This is a genomic window from Pseudomonas sp. GW458-11-26-14-LB4, assembly GCF_059423925.1.
Genome location: NZ_JBWKYU010000007.1, coordinates 41,913 through 65,042, shown reverse-complemented (window position 1 = coordinate 65,042; position 23,130 = coordinate 41,913). Strand labels below are relative to the sequence as shown.

Below are 23,130 nucleotides of genomic sequence, written 5' to 3'. Positions count from 1 at the left end.
CCTCCAGTCAGGGTTAACGGGATGAGGAATCGATCAGTCCGGCGGCGAGCGCCAGTTGCCACAGACCACGCTCGGTGGCTTGCTCGGCCAGGGTCACCCGGGCAAAACCGCAGGCGTCGAGGGCCCGGCTGTAGCGGGCGCACAACTGCGCGTTGCCGATGAGGATGATCGAAGGAAGATGTGTGCTGTTGCGTCGGCGCCGTTGCACGGCGGCCAGCGCCGTCAGTTCATGGCCGATCAGCAGGCCGGACAGATAGTCCGGTTGAGCGGTGGCGCTGAGTTCACCGGTCAGGCCCAGGCTGCGGGCGCTGAACAGGGTCGACAGCACGCCGATGTCGCCCTCTGCCGACAACGCCACCTGCACGCCGCGATCGAAGGCCTCGGCGTCGAACGTCGCGCTGTGCTGTTGGGTACGGCCGAGAATGCTGTGTTCGCTGAGCACGGCGAACACTTCGCCGGTCATGAAGGTGTCGAAGCGGGTGATGCAGCCGTCGGCCACTTCCACCCATTTCGAATGACTGCCCGGCAGGCCGATCAGCAGATCGTTGCCCGCCTCGACCGGCAGATTCTGCAGGACGCCGAGGACCTGGGTTTCTTCGCCGCGCATCACGTTCGGCAGCGTCGAGCGCTGAATCACACCCGGCACGATGTGCACATCGACACCGCGAAGACTGCGAACGGTTTGCAGGGATTTTCCGAGATCGGCGACGTTGGCCGGCGTATCGCGGTAGGACGCTTCGCGCCAGCCCTGAGCGCTGCCGACCATGCCACAAGCGATCACCGGCAAGCCGGGTTGCGCGTCGAGCCAGTCGCCGCACGCCTCGTCGAACGCCAGTTCAAAACCGTCGGCGCATTCACGAACGTTGATGACCCGCGGCGTCTTCGGCAACTGCATGATCCCGAACGACAGCGAACGCTGCGCCAGCACCTGTCCGCCCGCCGCGAGTTTGTAAGCACGTAGTGAGGTCGTCCCCCAATCGAGCGCGATCAATTGCGCCAGCATCGCTTCACCTGTTTTGTTATTGGCAGTGAGTGAGCTGGACTATAGACCTCCCAGATGGAAAATCTCAATATGTAATTTTGCATCCCATATTTTGGGATTCGAATTCCTAAAAAATCGGACAGCTAGCTGAGCAGCAATCGCAGCCCGTTTAAAACTTATCGATCTCTCTTAACAGATCTGCCGTTGGAACCTTCATGTCCTCCGACAAATATATTTTATAGGAGTAGGAATTAATTCTGACCTTACAGACAATAGACTCTCGGCTCACTAATAAAGACCTCAACGCCTCACCTTCAATGATTTTTTCACTGGTATCGTTTTTTCTTTCGAAAAATAAAACATCCGCCCTGAAAACCGGCCCGGCACTTGAAATTTCAGGCTCGATAAAACCCTCTCCATATCTACCCGCAGAGTGAGTTGCCGAAAAATCAAAATCGCCCTCAAAAGAACACATCAGCGTCTGGCTTATTTTTGATTTGAAAAGATTGACAACATCAACATCGGACGAGAAACGCACCTGATAAATGGCCCTATCCAAATAACGTTCAACACCAACGTATTGTAAATGAGCAATGGGCTTGCCATGATTTATCGCACAGGAAGTGCAAAGCAAGAAAGCCATGCATAAAATTATATTACGCACATTTCCGTCCTTTAAAATGAGTAACAACAACCTGCATCAAAGCGTCTCTGGCCGAGATGCCACTTTGCAGGACTGATGTGTAGATAACCCAGGCATCGGCGTGATTCACATTCACTCGCCCGTTCATATTGGGCCCACTTTTCATATCCCATTGCTCTCCAAAATCGGCTACGAGATCGGAAAAATTCCAGTCTTTGGCATCGGCTCTGACGTTAACCCAATATTCCGCCTTCGGCTTCGGTTCCTGACGGTAGATGCTAGAAACCCCCCACACGATTTTTCCTTCGCCAACCGGATCGAGTGTAACCAGACACGGAATTCGATACCCCTTATCAGTCAATACAGCTGACATGTGCGCACCATTCCAACCGCCCAAGCTATGCCCAATGATATATACAGGCGTGGTCACATCAGCAATCTTCTCCAGCACATTCTTTTTCAGATCATCATCACTAATAAAATAGTTATAACCAATATGGTGGGCATCATAATTATCAGAACAAATACCCTCAGCCTCCATATCCCTGACAAACACCTTCATGACGTCAGCAACGTTATTATTGGGGCCTGTGCCGTAATAACTTTCTTTATCACCCGCACCACCCACAAAAAACAGAACAATCTTTTTGGGAGTGATCGTGGCCTGCTTGACTGTTCCGTCCGTTTTGCAGGTCAGGTCGTGGGTCACGACCAGTCTTTTACACCCTTTCAGAGCAGGATTTTCAGCTGTCATACGTTTCCTACTCCACGAACAGCTTGATCGACTCAGGCAAATGCGAACTCACCGTATGGGTGAAGCCCGCGTCATTGGTTACGCCGTGCTCCACGCTCCCATCAGCGCGTTGAATCGCGTAAGGGTGATTTGGCATGGGCTCACCAGTAATTTCGTTAATCACCTGCATCCGATCATTGAAATGCACCGGCATCGGCAACAACCCACTAAACGCCGCCCCTCCCCCGCTCTGTCCAATAATCACCGTCCCCGACCCACCGACTACGACATTGCCATGCCCGCCGGTGCTGTCGAGCATCGCGGCATTCAGGCCGTTGATGAAGACCGTGGCGGAAACACCGCCGGTGATCGGGCTGCCGCACGCCGATTTATCGGTCATTCGCGCAGCGGGGAGTCCGTCGAAGAACACGTCCGGCGAACCGGAGACGATCGGGTTGTTGCCGTGGCCCGGCAGTGGGCAGGCGGTTGGGTCGGTGACGCGTGCAGCGGGTTTGCCACTCAATTCAAAGCTCCTTGCTTCAGAGGTTCCGGGTGAGGCTGATAGAGATCGACGTCGGTCGCGGCGAAACGCCAGCGGTTGTCGACGGAATCAAACAGCGCGTGACAATGCTCGCGGCTGTTCGGAGGTGTAAGGGTTTGCAGTTGTTGCCAGGCTTCATCGGCAAACCAGTTCAACTCGGCGGATGTAGCGTCGTCGAGTTGGTTGAGCCAGGTGTTGTAGCCGGTCAGTCGATGCTGGTCGTAGGTGGTTTGCAGCAGCTCGGCCATCTGCGGGCCGAGTTCCAGATAACGCTCGGCTGTCCAGCGGCCGGTTTGCGAGTAGACATACCAGCCCATCGGCGACAGCACGCTTTGGTGGAAAATCGATTGTCCCGCAGGCGCGACAAAACCGCAGCACACGTGCAGGGTCAGCCAGCCTTGATGTGCATCGATGAATCCGTTCGGATCGAACGTGCGCAGCGGTATCACGCGGTAGTCGTCGAAGCCCGCACTGCGTGACATCAGCTCGGCATCGAGGCGCGAGACAAACGCACGGATGGCCTTGCCCCCCAGGCGGTTGAGGGTGCAGAGGATGTCCACCGGTTGGCGGTTCGGGTTGTCGCTTGAGCCGAGGTTTTTGACCAGGCCGTACAGACGGATCGACGCCCGTAGTCCGCTCATCGCCGGTCACTCGTTGACGCAGCGAAGGCTCCACGGGCGTGGAGAAAGAGTGCCAGAGGCATTGCAGGTGTCGTCCGTGAGCGCGCAAAAATGGCGCGTAGAATGCCGGACCAGAGCGGTTTGGACAATCGAATCAGCAATCAGATTGCCACTATTTGTTCAGCCCTCGGCAAATTCGCGCAATACCTTGCCATCCATGCGATAACGCACCCACTCTTCCTGCGGCTGGGCGCCGAGGGATTTGTAGAATTCGATGGCCGGGGTGTTCCAGTCCAGCACGCTCCATTCGAACCGGCCACAGTCGTTGGCGCAGGCGATTTTCGCGAGGTGGCGCAGCAGGGTTTTGCCGGCGCCGCCGCCCCGTTGTTCCGGAGTGATGTACAGGTCTTCGAGGTACAGGCAGTTGCTGCCCAGCCAGGTCGAATAGCTGAAGAAGAACACCGCAAAACCGATCGGTACGCCGTCGCGCAGGCAGATCAGACCGTGGGCCGTGGCGCCTTCGCTGAACAGGCTGCGCTCGATGTCGGCGACGCTGGCGATGACTTCGTGACGGGCCTTTTCGAAGTCTGCCAATTCGGTGATGAACGCGAGGATTTGCGGTGCATCGCTGGGGGTCGCCGGGCGGATTTCGATCGTCATGGACGGGCCTTGTCGGAAAAAGGAAAACGCCATACTAAGGCGGTGCGCGGCGCTCGTCACATGGCAATCCACGGATTAGGCTAGCGCGGCCGATGACTCGCAAGGACTCCCATGAACAATCTCGTTTTTTCACCTCTCACGGAGCTCGCCGCCGAACTGCTGCCCCACGCGCTGGAACCGTCGGAAGACGGCGCTCATGACCTGTCGCATCTGCAACGGGTCTGGCACAACGCGCGCACCTTGCAGGCCGACGAAGGCGGCGACCTTGAAGTCCTTCTGGCAGCGGTGTTGCTGCACGATTGCGTCGCGGTGGAAAAGAACTCGCCGCTGCGCTCACAGGCATCGCGTCTGGCTGCGGAAAAAGCTTCGAAGGTGCTGGCGAACATGCATTGGCCCGACGCCAAAATCGACGCTGTCACCCACGCCATCGAAGCCCACAGCTTTTCCGCCAACATCACACCGCTCACCCTCGAGGCGCGACTGATGCAGGACGCCGACCGTCTCGACTCCCTCGGCATGCTCGGCGTCGCCCGCACCTTTTACACGGCCGGACGCATGGGCAGCGCGTTGTATGACCCGCACGATCCCGAGGCCCGGGATAGGGACTACGACGACAAGCGATTCTGCCTCGATCATTTCCAGACCAAACTGCTGCACCTCGCAGACGGATTCCAGACCGTTGCCGGCCAACGTCTGGCACAGCTACGCCATCGACGCTTGAAAGATTTTATGGAGCAATTCAAGGAAGAGATCGGCCTCGAAAGCACTCAGCCCTTCTGAACCGTTCGTCGATCATCAGGCACCAATCTTTCACGACGGCAGACCAAAAGAAGGTAAGGATTTCAATCACTGGAGACACTCTATGATCTCGTCAAGGTTGACTGCGCTCGTATTCGCTACCCTCCTCAGCCCGGCGGTATTCGCCGCCTCGACTACCGCTGCCGGTACCGGGCCGACCGATCCGGTTACCCAGCCAAGAGCCCCCGCCATCAACAGCGCCCCCGGTATGAATACCGACGGCTCGGGTGTTCCGCTGATCAATCAGCCACCCGCGACGGGAACCGATCCTCGCACCCAGGGCAGCGATCCCGGTCGTCAGGGCGGGATGAACACCCCCGACGCTCCGGCCGCCCCCGACAACGCAGGTCCCGGCGTCGGCTCGAAAACCACCACGGGTGGTTCGGGCTCTGAAGGCGCAGGTCAGTGATCCGTGCTGCATCCACGCAACGTGTCTTATCCACTTCCCTGAAGAGGTAACCATGAACGTCGATAAAAACCTGGAAAAAGAAGTCCTCACCCGCCTGTTGCATGCTCACCCGAGCGGCCTCGGCAAAGAGGTGCTGGACAATTATCGCGGCGAGAAAGTCGTGGCCAGTGCCCTCGCTGCCCTGCAGGAGCGTGGACTGATTCACCACGGACACATCACTTGCAACGAAGCGGGAGAACATTCGCTGAATCTGCCGATCAAGCTCAGCGCTGCAGGTGTGGAAGCGGCCCGTAAACTCGATACCTGACGCATGCGGTCACTGGCGCATGCAGTGTTCGAATGCATTGCCTGCGCCGGTTCATACCGAGATTCATCCAGCCACCAGGAGACTCGCCATGCCTCGTGGAAGCAAAGCCAAATACACTGAAGAACAGAAGCGCAAAGCCGAACACATTGAAGACAGCTATCAGAACAAAGGGATGTCCAAGGACGAAGCTGAAGCCCGCGCCTGGGCGACTGTGAACAAACAGTCCGGCGGCGGCGAGAAGGCCGGAGGTTCCGGGCGCCGGAAACCTGCCAGCGCCAAAGCTTCAGATCGCAAGGAGTCGGCGCGGCGCGCGACAGTAAGCCGTGAGGGACATTCGCGCGACAGCAAGGCTTCACGCGAAGTGCAGACGGTCGACAGCCTGCGCAAGGAGGCCCGGGAGCGGAAAATCCCCGGGCGTTCGTCGATGCGAAAGGATGAGTTGATTGCGGCGTTGCGCAGAGCCGGCTAGGTCCAGACTGGATGTAACGGCTGAAGGCCTTATCGCTGGCAAGCCAGCGATTGCGATCGTTCAGTCAGTGCATTTTTTGCTGATCAGCACATCAACCTCGGCAGTGCCAGGAGCGGTCGCCGGGCCCCAGCGAGTGACCGCTAACGCAGCCGCAGCGTTGGCGCGCCTTGCGGCTTCGTGAGCTGCAAGCCCTTGCGCCAGCCCGGCAACAAATACCCCGGCGTGCGCATCGCCCGCACCATTGCTGTCCACCGCCTGCACCTTGAAACCTGGCACATGCTGACGTTCACCGCGCTGATGAATCCAGCAACCCTGCGGGCCGTCGCGCACTACCATCAGCACATTTCGTGGCAGGTGCACGGTCAATCGGTCCAGCGCGGTTTCGATGTCCGTCGCGTCAGTAAAGCGCAACGCCTCGACGCTGTTGCTGGTCCACACATCGATGCGCGGCAGCAGCGCCTGCATCATCGGTGAGTCCGGCGATTCCACTAGCGGGCCAGGATCGAACACCACGTTGATCGTCTTCGGCAGCGCCAACGTCCAGTCCAGCAACGCCTGGGCCTTGCCGCTGTGTAGCAGGCTGTAGCCGCTGACGTAGACGTAGTCCCCCGTCTCGGCGGCGACGCTGTTCAGCTCCGCCGTCGTGACCTCGCCTTCGGCGCCGATGTAGGAAATGAAACTGCGCTCGGCCGACGCATCGGTCAGCGCCACGCAGATCCCGGTGTCACGTTCTGCAGGTTGTTCGATGCCGATGCGGATGCCTTCGGCGTTCATCGCCTGCCGTGCCAGATCACCGAAACGCCCATTGCCATGACGGCCGAGATAGACCACCGGCAAGCCGTTGCGCGCAGCGGCAGCCATCACATTGAAGCCGCCGCCGGCTTCGAAACTGGCGGACTGCGCCAGCACGTCACCGCCGATTTGCGGCAGCGCCTCCACGGCCATGACCAGGTCGATGATGACCTGGCCGGTGTGCAACATCTTAGGCATGAGCATTCTCGGATTGCGCAGCGCGGCGATCTCTCGCCCCGCCGAGTACGAAGTAAATGCCGCCGGCGACCACGAACGTCACGATCCAGCCGAGGCCGTTGTGGCCCAGCCACGAGTCGGACAGGAAGCCCTTGAACCAGACATTTTCAGCCGTGGTGCCGATGGTGGTGAAACTGAAGCCCAGCACGATCGCGATCGCCCATGCGCCGAACGCGCGCCACTCGATGCCGCCGCTGTACCAGTAGGCGCTGCTCGGGCTGACGTCGAGCAGGTCTTTGGGGCTGTAGTAGTGACGGTGAATCAGGTCGACCACGAAGATCCCGACCCACGCAGTGATCGGCACTGCCAGCAGGGAAATGAAGGTAATGAACGGGCCATAGAAGCTGTCGGCGATCAGCATGAAGTAGATCGAACCGGCGAAGATCGCAACGATGTCGACCACCACCGCGTACACGCGCTTGACCTTCAGGCCGAGGGTCAGCGTGGTCAGACCGGCGGAATACACCGACAGGTTGTTCGACAGCAGCAGGCCTCCGAATGCGGTGATCAGGTACGGCACGGCCATCCACGTTGGCAGCATGTCGCGGATCGCCACGATCGGGTCAGTGGCCGAAGCGAGGTCGTTGTTGCCCACGGACAGCAGGCCGCCGAGGGTGATCAATAGCACCAGCGGAATCCCCGCGCCGAACGCCGCCGAAGCGACAAGGCGCACGGCTTTGACGCTGCGATGCTGATAGCGCGACATGTCGGCGCCGGCATTCGCCCAGCCGATTCCGGTACCGGCGGCCATGGTGCCAATGCCGATGATCATCGCGCTCATCGGCGCCGGCGTGGCGTTGAACACCGCGCTCCAGTCGATGGTCGCGCAGAGGAAGCCGCCGACCAGAATGTTCAGCGCGCCGAACACGTAGGTCGCCCACTTCTGGATCACCAGCAAGGTGGCGTGGCCGAGGCCGGACACCGACAGGGTCAGCAGCACGAAAATCGCGATAAAGATCAGGGTCAGCACGGGCGCGCTTTTGGCTTCCACCGGCGAGCCGAACAGGATCGAGCACAACGACAGCAGCACGAACGCGGCGGTGGTGGTGTTGACGGTTTCCCAACCCAGACGCGACATCAGCGACACCAGCGTCGGGCCGATATTGCCGCGCACACCGAAGATCGCCCGCGAAAGGGTCAGGCTCGGCGCACGACCGCGACGACCGGCAATCGAGATGATCCCCACCACCGCGAACGAACCGGCAGCGCCTAGAATCGCGACGATGATCGCCTGCCAGATCGCCAGGCCGCGAAACGCAACCAGCGTGGCGCCCAGCGGCAGGCCGAGGATGGAAATGTTGGCAGCGAACCAGACCCAGAACAGTTGCAGCGGATGGCCGTTGCACTCGCCTTCCGGCACCGGTTCGATGCCCCGGGTTTCCAGTTGCCCGGCGCTTTGCCCGGCGGTCGATGAACTCATGAAAAATGCTCCTGTTTGCCTTTATTGTGGTTGTGGCAATGACGCAGAACGACCAGACATTCCGCCCTTCCTGGGCCTGTCTGCGCGATCCATTGCGGGTGAATATTCAGGATTTGCGGCGCGGCCATCGCTGGCAAGCCAGCTCCCACAGGTTCGAAGTGAACCTTGAGGTTTGCACGGTCCCTGTGGGAGCTGGCTTGCCAGCGATGGCGTCAGTTCAATCAGCGCAAGGCCAAAAGTCCCTGCACCAACGGTTCAAGCTCCAGACCATTGACGGCCTTCACCGTCTCGATCATCGGCGCCGGCCAGCTCTGCAGGCCCAGGCAGGCCCCGAGCATGGCGCCGAGAATCGCGGCGATGGTGTCGGTGTCGCCACCCAGGCTCGCGGCCATGCACAGCGCATCGAACGGCGTCATTTCACCGATCGCGACTTGCTGCGCGAGGGCGAACGACACCACCACCGATTCCTGCGACGCCACCGAGGTTCCAATCACGTCGTACAGCAGATCCGCGAGCAACACCGGGTCGCTCTCGACACTGATGCTGCGCGCCCAACTGATCCGCGACGCAATGCGCCCGCCGGCCACCCAGTGCCCATGAGACTCCGCTTGCTGGGCGATCTGCTGGCCGAGGTTCAGCGCCTCGCCCAGATCCAGGCCGTTGATGCCGGCCGAGACCACCGCAGCCACCGCCGCCGCGCTGGAAATCCCCAGCGTGGTGTTATGAGTGACCTGACAAGCCTGCACCACCGCCGCGATAAAGCGCTCGGGGTCGGCGACATCCGCCGCGATTCCCACCGGGGTGATGCGCATCGCTGCGCCGTTGGTGGTGCCGTAGCGCCCGGCCTCCTCCGGCGAATGGCCGGCGAGGATCATTTCGATCGCACGTTTGGTCGATGGGCCAAGCAAGTCCTGCGAGCCTTTGGCCTGCATCTCGGCTTCCCATTCGATCAGCCGTTGCGCGAGCACCGCCGGTTCGATCCGGCCCTTGCCTTCGACCAGCAACTCGCCGACCAGAATCGCCTGTTCGGTGTCATCGGTGATCGAGCCCTTGGGCATGTTCGCGGCAATCGGCTGCAAGGGCCCGGCGTCCTGTAGATCGGTGATCTGGCCGAAGCGCTGCTTGATGGTTTCGCGGTTCAGGGATTGGGTCGGCATGCCTAGCGCGTCACCCAGGGCAAGGCCATAAAACGCGCCCAAGGCACGGTCGAGGGCGGTCATTTCGATTCTCCAAATTGCAGGTGCAGACGGAAATGCACCGGGTCGAGCAGGCTTTCGACCTGCTCCATGAAGCGGTTTTGCCGGTCGTAGGTGGTGCGCAATGCCTTGAGGAACACCGTGCCTTCGGGGCGGCCGAGCAGTTCGGCGTCCTCGGCGTTGAGCGGTTCGGCGCCGATCCATTGATCGCCGCGCTCGCCGATGTAACCGTAGGCGGCCAGGGTGATGGTCAGGGAGTTGTCGATCAGGCCGACCCGCGGCAGGCTTTCCAGGCCTCCGCTGGCGGGCATCAGAGAGCGTTCAAGGGACACCGCCGTGCCATCGTTGGAACGGCGGCGACGTTCGAGAAGAATGAATTGATCGGAGCCGAAACGCGCAAGCAGATCCGCACGAGTCACGGCCTCCAGACGCAGCACGTCGGTATTGATCATCGCCCCGCTGTCGGCCAGGGCCTGGGCCCAGCCGCTGCGCTGGTCGAGCACCACACCGTCAAACGTGACGATGGAGCCGACCCCGCTTTGCGTGGCGATGTAATTGCGCCGCTTCAGTTCGGCCAGCGCTTCGCGCAACGTGCCACGGCTGACGTTGAATTCCTGAGCCAACTGGTGCTCGCCGGGCAACAGAAAGCCGTCCTCCATGAGGCCGCTTTCGATGCGTCGAACGAGCTCGTCGACCACCCGTTGTTTCTTGTCAAATCGTACCTGTCTAATCATGTACAAAGTGATAACCGAAACGGGTTGAGACGGGCAAGGGAAATTTTGGGTGGGGTGACGGAAGGCGGGAAGATCAAGAGCGCCCTCATCGGAACGCCGCCCGCCTAGCCCTCTCCCGGAGGAAGAGGGAACTGAATGGGGGATATTTGGGAGATACGCCGACCTGAGCCCGCTCGCTGAATCCATAATCGACTGAATTCTTCAGGTCAACGTAGAGCGCAAGACACCTCGGTCAGCTCCCTCTCCCTCCGGGAGAGGGCGGGGGGTGAGGGAGCTTTTGATCTCAGCGCTGTTTCAGACGGTCGATAACCACAGCCAACAGCAGAATCGACCCACGAATCACATACTGATAAAACGTGTCGATATTCTTCAAGTTCATCGCATTCTCGATAATCGCCAGAATCAAGACCCCGGCAATCACATGCCGGATCATCCCGATCCCGCCACTCAGCGACACCCCGCCCAGCACGCAGGCCGAAATCACCGTCAGCTCAAAACCCTGCCCGATCATCGGCTGCCCTGAAGTCATCCGCGAAGCCAGAATCACCCCCGCCAACGCACCAATAACCCCGTGCACCGCAAAGATGATGATCTTCGTACGGTCAACATTCACCCCCGCCAGCAACGCTGCTTCCTGATTGCCGCCGATGGCCATGGTGTTGCGCCCGTAGGTCGTGTAGTTCAGCAGCCAGCCGAAAAACAGGAAGCAGACGATAGTGATCAGGATCGGCACCGGCACGCCGAACAACTGGCCGTTACCGAACACGAAAAACGATTCCTGCGAGACGCCCACCGCTTTGCCGTTGGCAAAAATGTAGGCCAGGCCACGGACGATCTGCATGGTCGCCAGCGTCGTGATCAACGCGTTGACCCGCAACTTGGCGATCACGATGCCGTTGATCAACCCGACGATCAGCCCCATCACCAGCGCAGCGCTGACACCTAGAAGCACGCTGTTGGTGTCGCGCATCACCACCGCCGCAACCACCCCGGCGCAGGCAATCACCGAACCCACCGACAAGTCGAAATGCCCCGACGCCAAGCAATACAACATGGTGCACGCGGCGATCCCGGTAGTGGAAATCGCCAGACCCAGGCCACGCATGTTCAGCGGCGAGAGAAAGTTGTCGATCAGCAAGGTGCAGGCGATAAAAATGCCCACTGCCGCCAGCAGCATCACCCAGTCATCGAGGAAGCGCCGCATGTCCAGAGGTTTGCGCTCGGTCGGCAGGGTTTCGTTTTGGGTTGTCATCATAGTCACCTCTCAGTTCGCCACGCCGTCAGCGCGGTGGCGCGGCAAAGCCAGTTGCAGCAGGTTGGATTCGTTGGCCTGGTCGCGGCTGACTTCGCCACGCAGGGCGCCCTCGCACAGCACCAGAATGCGGTCGGAAATGCCCATCACTTCCATCAGATCGCTGGACACCACGATCACCGAAATGCCGTCGGCGGCCAGGTTATGGATGATCTGGTAGATCTCAGCCTTGGCGCCGATGTCGATGCCCCGGGTCGGCTCGTCGAGCAGCAGGACTTTCATCGGCATCGACAGCCAGCGGCCGAGAATGGCTTTTTGCTGATTGCCGCCGGACAGGAACTTGATCTGTTGCCCGGCGTGGGGCGTTTTCACTTTCAGGGCCTTGATCTGTTTGTCGGCGTTGCCCTTCTCCCAGATCCCGCGCAGCAGGCAACCGAGCCCGGAGTTCGCGCCCCGTGCACTGATGTTGATGTTCTCGGCGACGCTGGCGAGCGGGATGATGCCTTCCTTCTTGCGGTCTTCCGGGCACAACAGAATCCCGGCGGCAATCGCATCGCGGGGCGAACGCAGTTTCAGTTCATGACCGCGCAATTCCAGGCGTCCGGCGGTGTTGCGTTCGAGACCGCTGAGCAGCCGGAACAGCTCGGTGCGCCCGGCCCCGACCAGTCCGAACAAACCCAGAATCTCGCCTTTGTGCGCATCGAAACTGATCGGCTCGCGCAGGCCCGGGCCGAGCAATCCATCGACTCTCAGCGCCACGGCACCGCGCGGGCGACCGCGATAATCGTAGATGTCCTGAATGTCGCGCCCGACCATGCAGGTCACCAGTTGATCATGGGTCAACTGGCTCATGTCGTCGAAGGTGCGCACGTAGCGGCCGTCCTTGAACACCGTCACCGCGTCGCAGATGCGGAACACTTCTTCCATGCGATGGGAGACGTAGAGCACCACTTTGCCCTCGTCGCGCAGCCGACCGATGATCGCCATTAGCCGGTCGATTTCCCGCGCCGAAAGGCTGCTGGTCGGTTCGTCAAAGGCAATCACATGCGCGCCACGGGACAGCGCCTTGGCGATTTCAACCAGTTGCCGCTGACCGAGGGACAGGCGTCCGACCTTGGTCTGCGGGTCGATTTCATCGGCCAGGCCTTTGAGGCAAGCCAAGGCTTGCTGGCGCAGCGCGCCGCGATTGATCAGGCCGAAACTGGCCGGCAGGTGACCGAGAAACAGGTTCTCGGCCACGGTCATTTCCGGCACCAGATGCAACTCCTGGTGAATCACCGCCACGCCGCTGCCGATGCTGTCGGCGGTGGACTTGAACGCCATCGTCCGCTCGCCGATCTGCAGCTCGCCGCTGCTCGGAACGTAGGCACCGCCGAGGATCTTCAGCAGGGTCGATTTGCCGGCGCCGTTCTCGCCCATCAAGGCGTGAACCTGCCCGGGGTGAGCGACGAAACTGATGCCGTCCAGCGCCTTCACGCCCGGGAAGGTCTTGCCGATCCCGTTGAAACGCAGGCTGCCGCTGGCGCTGTGTTCTTGTGTCTGTACTTGCGCGTGCATTTAAGCCACCTCATCACACCGTTCAAGCGGCCCGGCTGCCCGGGCCGCCGCTGCCGTCAGTTCCACAGGCCGATCTTCTCCAGCTCCTGCTTGAAGTTGTCGCGGGTGATCAGGGTGACGTCGTCCATCGCGGTATACTTCGGTGGTTCTTTGCCGGTGGTGACCCACTCGTGCATCATCTCGGCGGTCTTGTAGCCTTCGATGTGCGGGCTCGGCAGCATTGAACCGTAGAAGCCGCTGTTGGGCTTTTTCAGTTCGCCGATGGCGTCGGTGCCGTTGATGCCGATGCCGATCACATTGGCCGCGGCAAACCCGGCGGCTTCAGTGGCGCGCACGCCGCCGAGCACGGTGTTGTCGTTCATGCCGCCGATGATCAGGTTCTTCGCCGCACTCGGCAGCTTGACCAGCGCCGAGTTGGTGGCATCCATGCTGCCCGGTACGTCGAGGGTTTTCAGGGCGGCGGTCAGAATGTGATCTTTCGGCATGCCCGCGTCTTCGAGGGCCTTCATCGAGCCGTCGGTGCGCTTCTTGCCGGTGTCGAGTTCGTTGTAGGTGTTGACCACCGCGTAGGTGTCTTTCCAGTCCCAGTTACGCTTTTTCGCCTCGGCGGCCATGGCGGCGCCCTGCTTCTGGCCGACTTCGAAGGCGGCCATGCCAAGGTACGGCACGTCCTCCATGAACTTGCCATTGGCGTCGACGAAACGGTCGTCGACGGCGATCACTTTCAGGTCATTGAGCTTGGCCTTGGCCATGATCGCCGGGCCAAGGGACACGTCCGGCGGGCAGATGACGAAGCCTTTGGCGCCGTTGGCCGCAAGGCTGTCGATAGCGGAGAGGGTTTTCTCGCCGTCAGGCACGGCGATCTTGATGAGCTCGAAGCCTTTGTCCTTGGCAGCTTTCTCGGCGAAGGCCCATTCAGTCTGGAACCACGGCTCTTCGGCCTGCTTGACCAGGAAACCGATCTTCACCGGATCGGCGGCCAGCAGCGAACTGCTCAGGCTGAACGCAGTGACCGCCAGCGCGGTGCTGCACAGGGTACGAATCCCGAAACGACGTTTCATAAGCAGACTCCTTGTTATTTTTCTTGAGCGTTATTTGAAAAACGTTAAAGCGGTCGAAGCGTTTCCTGCTAATCATGACGAAAATAGTCATATCGTATGATGATTGAATTTCAGGCGGACCTTTGCACCTGAAGTCCGGATTTTCAGTCGTGGTACATCACCGAGCGGCCACCATCGATGGTGATGCACGAGGCGTTGATGAACGGCGCTTCATCACTGGCCAGGAATACAGCAGTCATTGCCACTTCGATCGGTTGGCCGATGCGTTTCGGTGGGTGCAGATCGAAGGCGCGCTGACGTTCGGCGTGTGGGTCGGCGAAGCCGTTCCAGTAATCGACGTTGAGCTGGGTTTCGATGTAGCCCGGGGCGATGGCGTTGACGCGAATGCCTTTCGGCGCGTACTCGATGCCTAGCGCGCGGGTCAGCCCGAGCAAGCCGTGCTTCGCCACCGGGTACGGGAAGCAGCCGGGAATAATGTTGGTGGAATGGGTCGAGGCAATGTTGATGATGCTGCCGATGCCTTGCTCGATCATCTGCGGCAACACGGCTTTGCAGCCGTACCAGGCGCCGTCGAGGTCGATGGCGAAGCAGCGCTTCCAGTCTTCTTCGGTCATTTCCAGCGGATCGCGGAACACGTTGACCCCGGCGCAGTTGACCAGCACGTCGATGCGACCGTGCAGCTCGATGGCCAGTTTGGCCATGGCGTGCAGATCCTGCTGACGCGAGACGTCGGCCTTGATCGCCTGCACATCGGCGCCCTGCTCGCGCCAGTGCGCGGCGACTTTCTCGACCTTCTCGGCCTGGATATCGCTGATCACCAGTTTGGCCTGCTGCGAGGCGAAGGTCGCGACGATTGCTTCGCCGATGCCTTGAGCGGCGCCGGTCAGCAGCACGACCTTGTTTTTCAGGCGCTCGCCTTTCGGTGGCTCGGGCACGGGTGGCAGGGACAGAGGTTCAGCCATGGATCAGGACTCCTGTTCGAAAGCATAAAAAAACCGGGCATCTGACGATGTCCGGTCTGGAAGGCTTGTGGAACAAAACAGGCGAGCGCACGCCACGGCACCGAAACGGCCCGAAGCGCTGACTCCGCTGTGGAGTGCGATGAAAATTCGCTGCATCACTTCACCTGTTTTGTTCTTTTTAAGTGTGAGTGCGTGTTACTGCTGGAGCCGACTATAAACCCGACCGCCAAATAATCTCAATATATAATTTTGCATCCCATATTTCGGGATTTAACCAGCGAATCGCGTACAGAGCTTTCCGGCGACGTCCACTCGCAAAGACAGCACGGCGCCGTCCAGCGGGTGGTTCAGCGGACTTTTAGCGCTGGTGATGTACAGGGTTTTCAGGTCGGCGCCGCCGAATACGCAACTGGTCGGACGGCTGATGGGCAGATCGATCTTGCGGTCGATCTGGCCATCCGGTGTCAGGCGCAGCAGACAGCTGCCGTCCCAGCGGGCGTTCCACACGTAGCCTTCGGCGTCCATCGCCGAACCGTCCGGACCGCCGGGCTGATCGGAGCTGTACCAGGGCTGGGCGGGGTCGAGGTTGCCGTCGGTGTGGATGAAGTAGCGGTACAAAGTGCTGTCGAGGCTGTCGCCGAACAGCAGCGTGGTGCCGTCGTCGCTCCAGAGCAGCGTGTTGGGAATGCCCAGCCCCCGTAACAAGGGTGTGACCCTTTTATCCGGATCAATCCGGAACAGCCCGCCGGAACGACGGATGATCGGCAGATCCTGACCCTGCTCGCCAATGTTGTTTTGCATGGTGCCGAGCCACAAACGGCCCTGGCCATCACAACGTGCTTCGTTGGCGCGATTGCCCGGCTGCGGATCGGCGACGCAGAACAGCGTCAGTCGCGGCTCAAGTCCGGGGGAATCGAGATCGAGCCGGTAGACGCCGCTGCTCAGGGTCACCAACGCGTCGCCGCTGGCGCAGGGAATGAACGCCGAGACGTGCTCCGGCATCTGCCAGATCTGCACGTTCTGCCCGATCAGGCGCAGCGCCTGCTTTCCGGCGATGTCCACCCAGTACAGCGCCTGGGTCGGCGCATCCCAGAACGGGCCTTCGCCCAGTTGCGCCCGATGTTCTGTCACCGCAGTCCACGTCATGCAACCTCCTGTCTTGTTGTTTTTGTCAGCTGGCTTTTTTGTCGGCCATCACCTGCGGGTAGAACCGCTTGATGGCCAGGTCGGCATTGTCGATCAGGGTCATGCAGGCCCACACCCCGCGCGCGGCATCCCGGGCGGCGATGGCGTCGGCCATGTCTTTGTGGATGGGCAGAGTGCGGCGCAATTCATCGGGATCGGCCGCAGAAACTTCGAAGGACACGGCGAGCAATGCGCCGAGGGCCGGCACCATTTGCTCGATGAATTGATTGTGGCTGGCGGCGAGAATGCATTCGTGGAAGAACTGGTCAGCACGGTTGTAATCGATACCGCTGTCCACTGCCCGTTCCAGCGCGTTGTAAGCCTGCTGCACCGCTTGCACCTGTTCCACGGTCGCCCGCTCGCAGGCCCAGCGCACCGCCATCGGTTCGATGGTGCGGCGCAGGTCGAGCAGGTCATCGACGAAGTTTTCCGGCAGGCCGCTGCGCGACAGCCAGCCCACGACTTGCGGATCGAAAAGGTTCCAGCGTTTGATCGGCAACACCCGCGTGCCGACTTTCGGCCCGACTTCGAGCATGCCTTTGGCGACGAGGGTCTTGATGGCTTCGCGGATCACGGTGCGGCTGACACCGAGTTGCTCGCCCAGATCGGCCTCGACCTTGATTGCCTGCCCCGGTTTTACCTGGCCACCGGCAATCCAGGCGCCCAGCCAGTCAACCGTTGATGCGTGAAAACTGCTCGACATGGACACTCCGAAGCCGTTCGCTGTGGATGCCCAAGCTAATCATCATATGATTAAACGTCAATCGGGATTTTTAGGCTGGCGGACACAAGGCCTCAGGGGTACAACTCATCCCCCCGAAGCGACCGACCTCAGGGGGCCGGAGGTGAGATCAATGGCACTGCCTGGTCAGCAAAACTTTCGGTATAAACGACGTCCTTGGTTGCCCCCGCCACTTCCGCGAAGCGACAGGCAAAGAACTGGCTTCCATGATTGGAAACACCCCCAGCGCTGGTCAAGAAGTTGAACCGCAGATCCCTGACGTGCGAATCCCTTTTTTGCGGCGGGACAATCATATTGATGACCAACCGCACGTAAGCGAGCGCTTCGCCATGTTCGAAAACGCGGTCGATTTCCAATCCATGAGTATTTTCATCGCGGGGGGGATTCTGGGTACTGAGCCAACCAGTGACAGGGGAGGAGTTGAATGCCACGACTTTTGAAACTTTGATCAGGTGCTCGCTGGATCTGGGCATTGCATAGGCCAACTGCTGCGCCAGACCGCCTCCAAGGGAATGCCCCAAAGCAACGACCTTCACATCAGGCGGCAGTCGATGCTGGCGAATGCGGGTCTGTATTTCATCCTCGAAGACCCGAGCCACAATATCTCGCGTTATATCGTATTGGTCTTCGCCACGCAGTTTTGTCGGGATGAACCAGCGAGCATTGGATTCCCAGTCCTGACGCTGATCACCCTCGGTACCACGAAAAACGATAGCGACCTCGGAAACGTCACTGCTTCCCTTGCCCGTTCGATGCTCCCATACACTGAAAAACAACTTCGCTTTCTCAGCCTTTTTGGCCAGATTGGGTCCAGGGAACTGAGTCCATGCGTACCAGCCGGGCGTGGGGATCGTCACATCACTGTGAGGTTTACACGATCGCTCGAACTGCTTGGATAAGGGCTCGGTCACTTGTTTGATATTGGCCTGCACCAGTTGTTGCTTGTAATCAGGCCATTTCAAGTGATAGGCATTCGCCGCGAGGGCTGTATAAACCCAATAATTCTTCGCGACTGTTTCAACGTCATGATGAATCGTGTAACTGCTCTGATCATGCTCTCGAATCAGTACGGTGTCCGGTTTCTGTACCCATGAGCTGCATCCCGTCTGCAAAACGATCAACGTCAGCGCACCGACTTGATGTCTGTTCATTTCCATGCCCCTTCTGGCGAGTGGCATCTTGCCACACTACAGCTATAGCAGCTGCCGGAAAGGATTCAAGCGGGCTCGATCTGCGCAGTGGCGCCAGGCGGACAACATCTCAAGGTTCAAGACCTATCGGGAAAAACTCACCGCCACTCCAAATACCCAACCATCGCTGATCGTCGATCTCACGGCTGACAGCCAGCTCCACTAACTGATAGAACACGTTGCGGTGGATCAGCGCTTCGAGGTTGGTGCGCACATGCACGTAAGGGGCAGGTTCTTGCGTCGTCGGATCGATTTCGACCCGGATCGGATGTTCGGGACCGGCCTCGGTGGTTTCATCGACGTTGGTGGTAAAGCGCAGCAGTTGCGCCTCCCCCTCGCCTTCCACCTCGACGGCAATCGCCACAAATGGCGCGTCGTCGACCTTGATTCCGACTTTCTCCACTGGAGTAATCAGAAAGTAATCATCGCCGTCGCGGCGGATGATGGTGGAGAACAGCTTGACCATCGGCTTGCGCCCGATCGGCGTGCCTAGGTAATACCAGGTGCCGTCACGGGCGATGCGCATGTCGATGTCGCCGCAGAAATCCGGATTCCACAAGTGCACCGGCGGCAAGCCTTTGGTTTTGGGGATTTGCCCCAGCAGATCATTGGCTTTTTGCGGGCCACTCATGGCGTACTCCTTGATTACTGGTCCCCGACGCCAAGCAGACTGCGCGCGTACTGCGCAAGCGGTGGGCCGATCAGGTCTTCGGGCTTGTTGTCGTGGAACGTCAGTAAACCGCCACGACTCTTGATCCGTGCAGTATCAATCAAATACTGGGTGCTGGTCTCGATCAACATGATCTGAATCACGCCGCCGTCGATACCGAGGCGATCCACGGCTTCCTGATCGAGCCACTCATCGGAGTTGCCGATGCGGTCGTCGGCCTTGGCGAAACGGGTGTACAGCAGGTAGTGGGCACCGGCGTCGCGGGCTTCGCCCATCGCCTGATCGAGGCCTTCCGGCGCACGGGCGCGGCGGACCATCGGGAAGTACTCGACGAAGCCTTTGAAGGCCTCTTCAGCCACTACGTTGGGCCGCGGGTAAGAACCACCCGGCGGCGCGAACGAGCCTTGCGCAATGTAGATGAACGAATCCGGCTGAATGCGGAAGTTGTTTACGCGACGGCTGTCGCTGTGGTCCAGCAGCCCCGCGTCGCTCATCTGGTAGCGAGTTCCTTCGGCCATATCACTGACAGTCATACAGCCGCCCAGCGCCAAAACGGCCAGCAGCAAAACCAGGCTACGCATCCTAATCCTCCAGAAGCCGGTGACGGAAAACCGGCGAATGGCCGTAGGATGCAGCTTTTGCGCCAGTCCTTGGAAATGTGCAGGTATCCGCTTTGAAATAAGACTTCGCGGCTAAACCGGGTTCAGCCGCCGATGATCTTCATGACGGTGGCGCCCCCGGAGAACGCGACTTCCTGCTTGTCGCCCAACGCCTTGACCAGCAGTCGCTGCAACGCCGGCAGCGCCTCGTGACGTGGTTTGTCGAGCAGGTCACCGACGTAGTGGCGGTTGCTCGACGACAGGCAGCCATGCAGCCATCCGGTGGACGACAGACGCAGGCGCGAGCAGGTTCGGCAGAACGGCACACTTTCGTTGGCGATAACGCCGAAGTTGCCCCTACCGGGAATCGCATAGCGAACCGCCGTGGCGTCCACCGGCGCGTCGGTTTGCGCGTACTCGTAATGTTCGCCGATCAGGCTAAGCAGCTGTTGCAGGCTGACGAACTGTTGCAGGAAGGCGTTGGAATCAGTGGCCAGGTGGCCCATGCGCATCAGCTCGATGAAACGCAGCTCGAAGCCGCGCTCGAGGCAGTAATCGAGCAGCGGCATCACCTGGTCGAGGTTTTGCCCGCGCAACGGCACCATGTTGACCTTGATCTTCATCCCCGCCGCTGCCGCCTGATCCATGCCATCCAGCACGGTGGCCAGATCGCCGCCACGGGCAATGCTGCGGAACGCGCCGGCGTCCAGGGTATCGAGGGAAACGTTGAGGCGTCGCAGGCCGGCATCGACCAGCAGCGGAAGTTTTTTCGCCAGAAGTTGACCGTTGGTGGTCAGGCTGATGTCTTCCAGACCCATCTTGCCGACGGCGCTCATGAAAGATTCGAGTTTGGGGCTGACCAGCGGCTCGCCGCCGGTAATGCGCAGGCGCTCGATGCCGGCGGCTTCGATCAGATAAGCCACGCCACGTGCCATGGCCTCGGCCGACAGTTCATCCTGCGCAGCCACCAGCCGCTTGCCGTTGGGCACGCAGTAGGTACAGGCATAATTGCAGGCTGAAGTCAGACTGATCCGCAAATTGCGAAAACGCCTGCCTTGACGGTCAACGATCATGAAGCACTCCGGCGATGGAAAATCGAGCGGCTAAAACTTGACTCACAATTCAAGTTTTAGCAAGCCCTATGCCTGAGTATATTCCTGCGGTACTGCGCCATGTAGCGAAAAACACGGCGCATAAGGCAACTGAATGATTCAGCTGCTTGGCGTTTCAGGGTCGCGCTTGCGCTTGTTGCCCATGCGCACACCGATGTCCATCAGGAACTGGAAGAAACCTTCCTGATCTTCCAGCACATTGCTCCAGAACGGCGAGTGATACAGCGCCACCGCGCCGTGCACCAGCGCCCAGGATGCGCAGTAGTGGAAGTACGGCGGGACGTCTTCGAGCTTGCCTTCGCTGATGCGGCCCTTGATGAGCAGCGTCAGGCGTTCGAAGTTCGAGGCACGGATCTTGTGCAGCTCCTCGACCATCTCGGGCACCTGATTGCCCTTGACCACCTTCTCTTCCAGGCGATCGAACAGGCGATAGCGCTGCGGGTCGCGCATGCGGAATTCAAAGTAGGCACGGGACAGCGCTTCCTTGTCCTTGTCGACATCGGCCGAGTGCAACAGCTCGTTCAAGTCGCGCTCGTAATCGAGCATCAGGCGCAGATAGATTTCGGCCTTGGACTTGAAGTGCTTGTAGATCGTGCCTTTGCCGATACCCACGGCATCAGCAATCATCTCGACGGTGACACTGTCTTCACCTTGTTCGAGGAACAGCTTGAGCGCGGTATCGAGAATTTCTTGCTCGCGGCGACGAAACTCACGGACCTTACGAGGTTCTTTGTGCATAAGAAAAGGTCTGTAGGGGTCAAAATTCGAAGCCGCGTATTATGCCTAACTTGCGCAAAAATGCACGGATCATCCGACCATATCTGTGTTTCTTGTTCATTTCACGAACGTTTCGGGGGGAATGAGAACATAACCGAAGCGAACGTATTCCAAATTTGTTTAAAAACCCCGGCCGGCCAACTGGACTCGGCGCCAGACTGATCAATACTTGAACTGTCGGGCGACATCTCCCCCAAGTGTCGCGCCGGTAAAGGTACCAAGGGACCGCGTGCCTTTGTTTTACTCCTAATGGTCTTAACCCGGATTCACCCCCCAGAACCCGGGTTTTTTTTGCCTGCGATTCAGGCTTTTACATGCGCCAGCGGAAACAGTCGCTTGAAGTTCTCGGTGGTCTGCTCGGCAAAGCGCTCGTAGTTCTCGCCGCGCAGCATCGCCAGAAACTCTGCCACTTCCCGCACGTATTGCGGCAGGTTCGGTTTGCCGCGATACGGGATCGGCGCCAGATACGGCGAATCGGTTTCCACCAGCAGGCGATCGGCCGGAACCTTGCTCGCCACATCGCGCAGCGCATCGGCATTGCGGAAGGTGACGATGCCCGACAGGGAAATGTAATAACCCATGTCCAGCGCCGCCTTGGCCATGTCCCAGTCTTCGGTGAAGCAATGCAACACACCGGCCTGGGGCAGCGCGGCTTCGCGCAGCAGCTCGAGCGTATCGGCACGGGCGCCACGGGTGTGGATGATCACCGGTTTGCCAGTCTGCTGTGCTGCTTGCAGGTGCAGTCGGAACGACTCCTGCTGCAGTTCCGCCGCTTCCGGCTCGTAGTGATAGTCCAGACCGGTTTCGCCGATCGCCACCACTTTCGGGTGATTGAGCTCGTGCAGCAGCCAGTCCAGCGCCGGCGCCGCGCCCGGCTGCACATCCAGCGGATGTACGCCGACTGAGCAATCGACATCATCGTAGCGCTCGGCGAGGGCTTTGACGTCGGCCGCGTTGTCGGCGCTGACGCCGATGCACAGGAAGTGTCCGACCCCGCGCTGACGGGCCGCGTCCAGCGCGGCATCCAGGGAACCGTCGTGAACGGTGAGGTCGAGGCGATCAAGGTGACAATGGGAATCTACGAGCATAAAAAGGACTGCAACTTACATCGTATGAGTGGGACGGTCGGACTTCAGGGCTCCGGCCAGATGAGTTTCGATGCGACTGCGCGCGGTGTTGTCGCCATCGTTGAATTGCACGCCGACGCCGGCTGCGCGGTTACCCTGGGCGCCTTTGGGGGTGATCCAGGCCACTTTGCCGGCCACCGGAATCTTCTCCGCCTCGTCCATCAGGTTCAGCAGCATGAACACCTCGTCGCCCAACTTGTAGCTCTTGTTGGTCGGGATGAACAGGCCACCGTTCTTGATGAACGGCATGTAGGCGGCGTAAAGGACCGACTTGTCCTTGATGGTCAGGGACAGGATGCCGTTGCGCGGCCCCGGGCTGACAGGTTCATTCATGTTGACCTCCACTGCTGATGTT

At 59.8% G+C, this 23,130-nt stretch carries 27 protein-coding genes; 4 read left to right on the top strand and 23 right to left on the bottom strand.

All coding sequences use genetic code 11. The features are described from left to right. Positions 1 to 13 precede the first annotated feature (13 nt). The 6 genes from AC07XZ_RS11200 to AC07XZ_RS11175 all read right to left on the bottom strand — a co-directional run bounded on the left by AC07XZ_RS11200 (position 14) and on the right by AC07XZ_RS11175 (position 4,179). Positions 14 to 1,003 (bottom strand): 2-dehydro-3-deoxygalactonokinase, encoded by a 990-nt coding sequence (locus tag AC07XZ_RS11200; RefSeq protein WP_102686496.1) that lies wholly within the window; start codon positions 1,001 to 1,003, stop codon positions 14 to 16. A gap of 148 nt (positions 1,004 to 1,151) precedes the next feature. Next, a complete protein-coding gene (locus AC07XZ_RS11195; RefSeq protein WP_146024014.1) occupies positions 1,152 to 1,646 on the bottom strand; it encodes a hypothetical protein in 495 nt (164 codons plus the stop codon). Further along, complete coding sequence (locus AC07XZ_RS11190) at positions 1,639 to 2,379, bottom strand: alpha/beta hydrolase family protein (RefSeq protein WP_102686498.1); 741 nt, start codon at positions 2,377 to 2,379, stop codon at positions 1,639 to 1,641. The genes AC07XZ_RS11195 and AC07XZ_RS11190 overlap by 8 nt, the downstream gene beginning before the upstream one ends. A gap of 7 nt (positions 2,380 to 2,386) precedes the next feature. Further along, complete coding sequence (locus AC07XZ_RS11185; protein ID WP_074688083.1) at positions 2,387 to 2,881, bottom strand: PAAR domain-containing protein; 495 nt, start codon at positions 2,879 to 2,881, stop codon at positions 2,387 to 2,389. Further along, positions 2,878 to 3,540, bottom strand: a complete 663-nt coding sequence (locus AC07XZ_RS11180) for a hypothetical protein (protein WP_085745044.1) — start codon at positions 3,538 to 3,540, stop codon at positions 2,878 to 2,880. Before AC07XZ_RS11180 ends, AC07XZ_RS11185 begins: the two co-directional genes overlap by 4 nt. Positions 3,541 to 3,699: 159 nt before the next feature. Beyond that, complete coding sequence (locus AC07XZ_RS11175; protein ID WP_085607298.1) at positions 3,700 to 4,179, bottom strand: GNAT family N-acetyltransferase; 480 nt, start codon at positions 4,177 to 4,179, stop codon at positions 3,700 to 3,702. 111 nt (positions 4,180 to 4,290) lie between these two features. Here AC07XZ_RS11175 and AC07XZ_RS11170 point away from each other — a divergent pair, with 111 nt between their 5' ends. The 4 genes from AC07XZ_RS11170 (at position 4,291) to AC07XZ_RS11155 (ending at position 6,162) form a co-directional block, all read left to right on the top strand. Beyond that, positions 4,291 to 4,959: an HD domain-containing protein gene (locus AC07XZ_RS11170; RefSeq protein WP_102686499.1), complete on the top strand. Its 669-nt coding sequence runs from the start codon at positions 4,291 to 4,293 to the stop codon at positions 4,957 to 4,959. 82 nt (positions 4,960 to 5,041) lie between these two features. Next, on the top strand, positions 5,042 to 5,386 hold the full coding sequence (locus AC07XZ_RS11165) for a hypothetical protein (protein WP_039770633.1): 345 nt from the start codon (positions 5,042 to 5,044) through the stop codon (positions 5,384 to 5,386). Between the two features lie 52 nt (positions 5,387 to 5,438). Next, entirely contained in the window at positions 5,439 to 5,693 is a 255-nt protein-coding gene (locus AC07XZ_RS11160; RefSeq protein WP_011335416.1) for a hypothetical protein, read from the top strand. An 88-nt stretch (positions 5,694 to 5,781) separates the two neighbouring features. Beyond that, positions 5,782 to 6,162, top strand: a complete 381-nt coding sequence (locus AC07XZ_RS11155; protein WP_064383457.1) for a Rho termination factor N-terminal domain-containing protein — start codon at positions 5,782 to 5,784, stop codon at positions 6,160 to 6,162. Between the two features lie 60 nt (positions 6,163 to 6,222). On the opposite strand, the gene AC07XZ_RS11150 is transcribed toward AC07XZ_RS11155, so the two are convergent. The 17 genes from AC07XZ_RS11150 to AC07XZ_RS11070 all read right to left on the bottom strand — a co-directional run bounded on the left by AC07XZ_RS11150 (position 6,223) and on the right by AC07XZ_RS11070 (position 23,108). Continuing rightward, entirely contained in the window at positions 6,223 to 7,152 is a 930-nt protein-coding gene (locus AC07XZ_RS11150; RefSeq protein WP_102686500.1) for a PfkB family carbohydrate kinase, read from the bottom strand. Beyond that, the gene (locus AC07XZ_RS11145) at positions 7,145 to 8,611 is read right to left on the bottom strand and encodes a purine-cytosine permease family protein (RefSeq protein ID WP_085647459.1); all 1,467 of its coding nucleotides are present in this window, start codon (positions 8,609 to 8,611) and stop codon (positions 7,145 to 7,147) included. Before AC07XZ_RS11145 ends, AC07XZ_RS11150 begins: the two co-directional genes overlap by 8 nt. 221 nt (positions 8,612 to 8,832) lie before the next feature. Then, entirely contained in the window at positions 8,833 to 9,831 is a 999-nt protein-coding gene (locus tag AC07XZ_RS11140) for an ADP-ribosylglycohydrolase family protein (protein ID WP_102686501.1), read from the bottom strand. Beyond that, positions 9,828 to 10,541 carry a GntR family transcriptional regulator gene (locus AC07XZ_RS11135; RefSeq protein WP_102686502.1) on the bottom strand — a complete coding sequence of 238 codons (714 nt, stop codon included), beginning with the start codon at positions 10,539 to 10,541 and terminating at the stop codon, positions 9,828 to 9,830. Before AC07XZ_RS11135 ends, AC07XZ_RS11140 begins: the two co-directional genes overlap by 4 nt. A 283-nt stretch (positions 10,542 to 10,824) precedes the next feature. After that, positions 10,825 to 11,793, bottom strand: coding sequence for an L-arabinose ABC transporter permease AraH (araH, locus tag AC07XZ_RS11130; protein WP_102686523.1), 969 nt, complete (start codon positions 11,791 to 11,793; stop codon positions 10,825 to 10,827). Positions 11,794 to 11,805: 12 nt separating this feature from the next. Next, complete coding sequence (gene araG, locus AC07XZ_RS11125; protein WP_102686503.1) at positions 11,806 to 13,350, bottom strand: L-arabinose ABC transporter ATP-binding protein AraG; 1,545 nt, start codon at positions 13,348 to 13,350, stop codon at positions 11,806 to 11,808. Between the two features lie 56 nt (positions 13,351 to 13,406). After that, positions 13,407 to 14,411: a substrate-binding domain-containing protein gene (locus AC07XZ_RS11120; RefSeq protein WP_085745050.1), complete on the bottom strand. Its 1,005-nt coding sequence runs from the start codon at positions 14,409 to 14,411 to the stop codon at positions 13,407 to 13,409. A 143-nt stretch (positions 14,412 to 14,554) separates the two neighbouring features. Continuing rightward, the gene (locus AC07XZ_RS11115) at positions 14,555 to 15,373 is read right to left on the bottom strand and encodes an SDR family oxidoreductase (protein WP_011335425.1); all 819 of its coding nucleotides are present in this window, start codon (positions 15,371 to 15,373) and stop codon (positions 14,555 to 14,557) included. 270 nt (positions 15,374 to 15,643) lie between these two features. Beyond that, on the bottom strand, positions 15,644 to 16,519 hold the full coding sequence (locus AC07XZ_RS11110; protein ID WP_102686504.1) for an SMP-30/gluconolactonase/LRE family protein: 876 nt from the start codon (positions 16,517 to 16,519) through the stop codon (positions 15,644 to 15,646). A gap of 25 nt (positions 16,520 to 16,544) precedes the next feature. Beyond that, positions 16,545 to 17,261 carry a FadR/GntR family transcriptional regulator gene (locus tag AC07XZ_RS11105; RefSeq protein ID WP_102686505.1) on the bottom strand — a complete coding sequence of 239 codons (717 nt, stop codon included), beginning with the start codon at positions 17,259 to 17,261 and terminating at the stop codon, positions 16,545 to 16,547. 128 nt (positions 17,262 to 17,389) lie between these two features. Then, complete coding sequence (locus AC07XZ_RS11100; protein WP_158247723.1) at positions 17,390 to 18,451, bottom strand: lipase family protein; 1,062 nt, start codon at positions 18,449 to 18,451, stop codon at positions 17,390 to 17,392. Positions 18,452 to 18,560: 109 nt separating this feature from the next. Beyond that, complete coding sequence (locus AC07XZ_RS11095; protein WP_085745054.1) at positions 18,561 to 19,121, bottom strand: DUF1285 domain-containing protein; 561 nt, start codon at positions 19,119 to 19,121, stop codon at positions 18,561 to 18,563. 14 nt (positions 19,122 to 19,135) lie between these two features. Next, entirely contained in the window at positions 19,136 to 19,741 is a 606-nt protein-coding gene (locus tag AC07XZ_RS11090) for a DUF4823 domain-containing protein (protein WP_007950810.1), read from the bottom strand. Between the two features lie 122 nt (positions 19,742 to 19,863). Then, positions 19,864 to 20,832, bottom strand: coding sequence for a GTP 3',8-cyclase MoaA (locus AC07XZ_RS11085; RefSeq protein WP_102686506.1), 969 nt, complete (start codon positions 20,830 to 20,832; stop codon positions 19,864 to 19,866). 138 nt (positions 20,833 to 20,970) lie between these two features. Beyond that, a complete protein-coding gene (locus tag AC07XZ_RS11080) occupies positions 20,971 to 21,609 on the bottom strand; it encodes a TetR/AcrR family transcriptional regulator (protein WP_007950805.1) in 639 nt (212 codons plus the stop codon). Between the two features lie 341 nt (positions 21,610 to 21,950). Further along, positions 21,951 to 22,736 (bottom strand): TatD family hydrolase, encoded by a 786-nt coding sequence (locus AC07XZ_RS11075; protein ID WP_102686507.1) that lies wholly within the window; start codon positions 22,734 to 22,736, stop codon positions 21,951 to 21,953. A 15-nt stretch (positions 22,737 to 22,751) separates the two neighbouring features. Continuing rightward, on the bottom strand, positions 22,752 to 23,108 hold the full coding sequence (locus AC07XZ_RS11070) for a PilZ domain-containing protein (protein WP_007950801.1): 357 nt from the start codon (positions 23,106 to 23,108) through the stop codon (positions 22,752 to 22,754). Positions 23,109 to 23,130: the final 22 nt, after the last annotated feature.

What these genes read in the sequence shown, in the direction of transcription:
- araG (WP_102686503.1), bottom strand. Translation starts at nt 13,350, where the DNA reads ATGCACGCGCAAGTACAGACACAAGAACACAGCGCCAGCGGCAGCCTG.
- AC07XZ_RS11135 (WP_102686502.1), bottom strand. Translation starts at nt 10,541, where the DNA reads ATGATTAGACAGGTACGATTTGACAAGAAACAACGGGTGGTCGACGAG.
- AC07XZ_RS11090 (WP_007950810.1), bottom strand. Translation starts at nt 19,741, where the DNA reads ATGCGTAGCCTGGTTTTGCTGCTGGCCGTTTTGGCGCTGGGCGGCTGT.
- AC07XZ_RS11105 (WP_102686505.1), bottom strand. Translation starts at nt 17,261, where the DNA reads ATGTCGAGCAGTTTTCACGCATCAACGGTTGACTGGCTGGGCGCCTGG.
- AC07XZ_RS11145 (WP_085647459.1), bottom strand. Translation starts at nt 8,611, where the DNA reads ATGAGTTCATCGACCGCCGGGCAAAGCGCCGGGCAACTGGAAACCCGG.
- AC07XZ_RS11200 (WP_102686496.1), bottom strand. Translation starts at nt 1,003, where the DNA reads ATGCTGGCGCAATTGATCGCGCTCGATTGGGGGACGACCTCACTACGT.
- AC07XZ_RS11190 (WP_102686498.1), bottom strand. Translation starts at nt 2,379, where the DNA reads ATGACAGCTGAAAATCCTGCTCTGAAAGGGTGTAAAAGACTGGTCGTG.
- AC07XZ_RS11180 (WP_085745044.1), bottom strand. Translation starts at nt 3,540, where the DNA reads ATGAGCGGACTACGGGCGTCGATCCGTCTGTACGGCCTGGTCAAAAAC.
- AC07XZ_RS11150 (WP_102686500.1), bottom strand. Translation starts at nt 7,152, where the DNA reads ATGCCTAAGATGTTGCACACCGGCCAGGTCATCATCGACCTGGTCATG.
- AC07XZ_RS11085 (WP_102686506.1), bottom strand. Translation starts at nt 20,832, where the DNA reads ATGATCGTTGACCGTCAAGGCAGGCGTTTTCGCAATTTGCGGATCAGT.
- AC07XZ_RS11070 (WP_007950801.1), bottom strand. Translation starts at nt 23,108, where the DNA reads ATGAATGAACCTGTCAGCCCGGGGCCGCGCAACGGCATCCTGTCCCTG.
- AC07XZ_RS11175 (WP_085607298.1), bottom strand. Translation starts at nt 4,179, where the DNA reads ATGACGATCGAAATCCGCCCGGCGACCCCCAGCGATGCACCGCAAATC.
- AC07XZ_RS11160 (WP_011335416.1), top strand. Translation starts at nt 5,439, where the DNA reads ATGAACGTCGATAAAAACCTGGAAAAAGAAGTCCTCACCCGCCTGTTG.
- araH (WP_102686523.1), bottom strand. Translation starts at nt 11,793, where the DNA reads ATGACAACCCAAAACGAAACCCTGCCGACCGAGCGCAAACCTCTGGAC.
- AC07XZ_RS11170 (WP_102686499.1), top strand. Translation starts at nt 4,291, where the DNA reads ATGAACAATCTCGTTTTTTCACCTCTCACGGAGCTCGCCGCCGAACTG.
- AC07XZ_RS11110 (WP_102686504.1), bottom strand. Translation starts at nt 16,519, where the DNA reads ATGACGTGGACTGCGGTGACAGAACATCGGGCGCAACTGGGCGAAGGC.
- AC07XZ_RS11080 (WP_007950805.1), bottom strand. Translation starts at nt 21,609, where the DNA reads ATGCACAAAGAACCTCGTAAGGTCCGTGAGTTTCGTCGCCGCGAGCAA.
- AC07XZ_RS11075 (WP_102686507.1), bottom strand. Translation starts at nt 22,736, where the DNA reads ATGCTCGTAGATTCCCATTGTCACCTTGATCGCCTCGACCTCACCGTT.
- AC07XZ_RS11140 (WP_102686501.1), bottom strand. Translation starts at nt 9,831, where the DNA reads ATGACCGCCCTCGACCGTGCCTTGGGCGCGTTTTATGGCCTTGCCCTG.
- AC07XZ_RS11115 (WP_011335425.1), bottom strand. Translation starts at nt 15,373, where the DNA reads ATGGCTGAACCTCTGTCCCTGCCACCCGTGCCCGAGCCACCGAAAGGC.
- AC07XZ_RS11120 (WP_085745050.1), bottom strand. Translation starts at nt 14,411, where the DNA reads ATGAAACGTCGTTTCGGGATTCGTACCCTGTGCAGCACCGCGCTGGCG.
- AC07XZ_RS11095 (WP_085745054.1), bottom strand. Translation starts at nt 19,121, where the DNA reads ATGAGTGGCCCGCAAAAAGCCAATGATCTGCTGGGGCAAATCCCCAAA.
- AC07XZ_RS11165 (WP_039770633.1), top strand. Translation starts at nt 5,042, where the DNA reads ATGATCTCGTCAAGGTTGACTGCGCTCGTATTCGCTACCCTCCTCAGC.
- AC07XZ_RS11100 (WP_158247723.1), bottom strand. Translation starts at nt 18,451, where the DNA reads ATGAACAGACATCAAGTCGGTGCGCTGACGTTGATCGTTTTGCAGACG.
- AC07XZ_RS11155 (WP_064383457.1), top strand. Translation starts at nt 5,782, where the DNA reads ATGCCTCGTGGAAGCAAAGCCAAATACACTGAAGAACAGAAGCGCAAA.